This is a genomic window from Prevotella sp. SGI.167 (assembly GCF_050313615.1).
Taxonomy (GTDB): domain Bacteria; phylum Bacteroidota; class Bacteroidia; order Bacteroidales; family Bacteroidaceae; genus Prevotella.
This window is the reverse complement of sequence record NZ_JBNPLT010000086.1, coordinates 1-1,767: the sequence shown is the minus strand read 5'-3', so window position 1 is coordinate 1,767 and position 1,767 is coordinate 1. Positions and strand designations below refer to the sequence as shown.

The following is a 1,767-nucleotide window of genomic DNA, read 5'->3' as shown; positions in this document are numbered from 1 at the left end:
CTCAACTTTTCGTTGGTTATCGCACGACTTAGTATGTAACTGCCAGCTATGCGCCAATCCCCCAAACGACTATTGCCCCACATGTAAGCTTGGTACTTATCTATACCACACTTTATCAAGTTGGCAATTCTCGTTTTTACCCTCTTCCACGACTTCCATATACACATACGTAGCCGTCGCCTTAGCCACTCGTCAGTTTCCATGAGGAAACGTTTCATGTTGGCAAGGTGATAGTAACCTACCCATCCCCTTATGTACTCTTCAAGTTTTTGCTTTCTCTTGGCATATCCCCAACCATTGCTTCGGGAAGTCAACTCCTTGAGTTTGGCTTTCATCTTGGATTTGGCTTTTGGGTGTACCGTGAGTTGGCATTTGCCTTTCATTACATAAAAGGAGTAACCAAGGTATTTCACACCTTGCACATAGGACACAACTGTCTTGTCCCTGTTCACCTTCAGATGAAGTTTTCCTTCGATGAAGCGGGTTACAGATTCCTTCACGCGTTTGGCTGCACGCTTGGACTTACAAAATATCATCGAGTCATCGGCATAGCGGACAAAAGGGAGACCTCGGCTTGTGAGTTCCTTGTCCAACTCGTTGAGCATGATGTTGCTCAAAAGCGGACTTAACGGTCCTCCTTGGGGAGTGCCTTCCCCACTTGCCTCGAACATACCTTTGTTCATCACACCACTGCGGAGATATTTGTGGATAAGGCTTATCACCCTACCGTCCTTTATCGTGCGGCTGAGGATTTCTATGAGTTTACTGTGGCTCACCGTGTCGAAGAAACGCTCCAAGTCGAGGTCAACCACATAAATGTAGCCATCATCGATTATTTTCTGAGCACCTCTTAGGGCATCATGGCAGCCTCTTCTCGGACGGAAGCCGTAGCTTCCTGGAGAGAATTGACGCTCATAGATGGGAGTTAGGGTCTGGTTGATGGCTTGTTGAACCAGACGGTCTATAACCGTGGGGATGCCCAACAGGCGCATCTTGCCATTGTCTTTGGGTATCTCTACCCTTTTTACTGGGTTCGGACGGTATGAACCGTCAAGCAAGGAACGGATTAGGGCAGCCTTGTTAGCCAAGAGCCAAGGGAGCATTTGCTCACATGACATCTTGTCGATACCGCTACAGCCCCTGTTACGCTGCACTGCCTTGTAGGCTTTGAGTAGGTTATCAGGACTGATGATGCGCTCCAACAGGTGTTCCTTGTCGAATGGTACTTCCACGATGTTGTCTTCACATATCCACATGAAGGTCTGCGCTCCCACATATCCTTCGGATTCCGTCCTATCTTTCTGTGGGCAGCCCTTGACTTCTGCCAATGTTTTCTGCATTCTTTCCTTCATAAGGTACGTTTCAATTACTATCGTTTAATTTATAGGTTCTGCCCTTCATGGAGCGTTATCGAGAACTCCACTACTATGGCATCTGCTGACTTCTCACGGCAAGCTTTACTCCATGACTTTCGTAAAGGCAACTAATCGCCATGTCCGTGAGACCTCCTCGGATAAGGGCTTATTCTTTCCATCTTATACCCACTTCATTTACACCAACCATTCCGAATAGCTATAGGACTTTGATTTGTGTGGCAATCTCATCCATGGTCAAATGCCTTATATGAAGTTTCTGTACGTTAGGTCAGATGTTTGCCGCCAGCTTCTTTCAGATTCCACCTCGCAGTGGACACCCTTGCTGTTGGCTATACAATTCCCGCTATTAGGGCTTGTTAGGGACTTGCACCCATTAGAATAAGCTCATGCC

Annotated in this window: 1 protein-coding gene; it reads right to left on the bottom strand. The window is 47.1% G+C overall.

From position 1 onward, the window contains the following. The coding region (ltrA, locus tag ACQRBJ_RS15915) for a group II intron reverse transcriptase/maturase (RefSeq protein WP_445304215.1) at positions 1-1,352 on the bottom strand (1,352 nt) is incomplete at its 3' end. Positions 1,353-1,767: the final 415 nt, after the last annotated feature.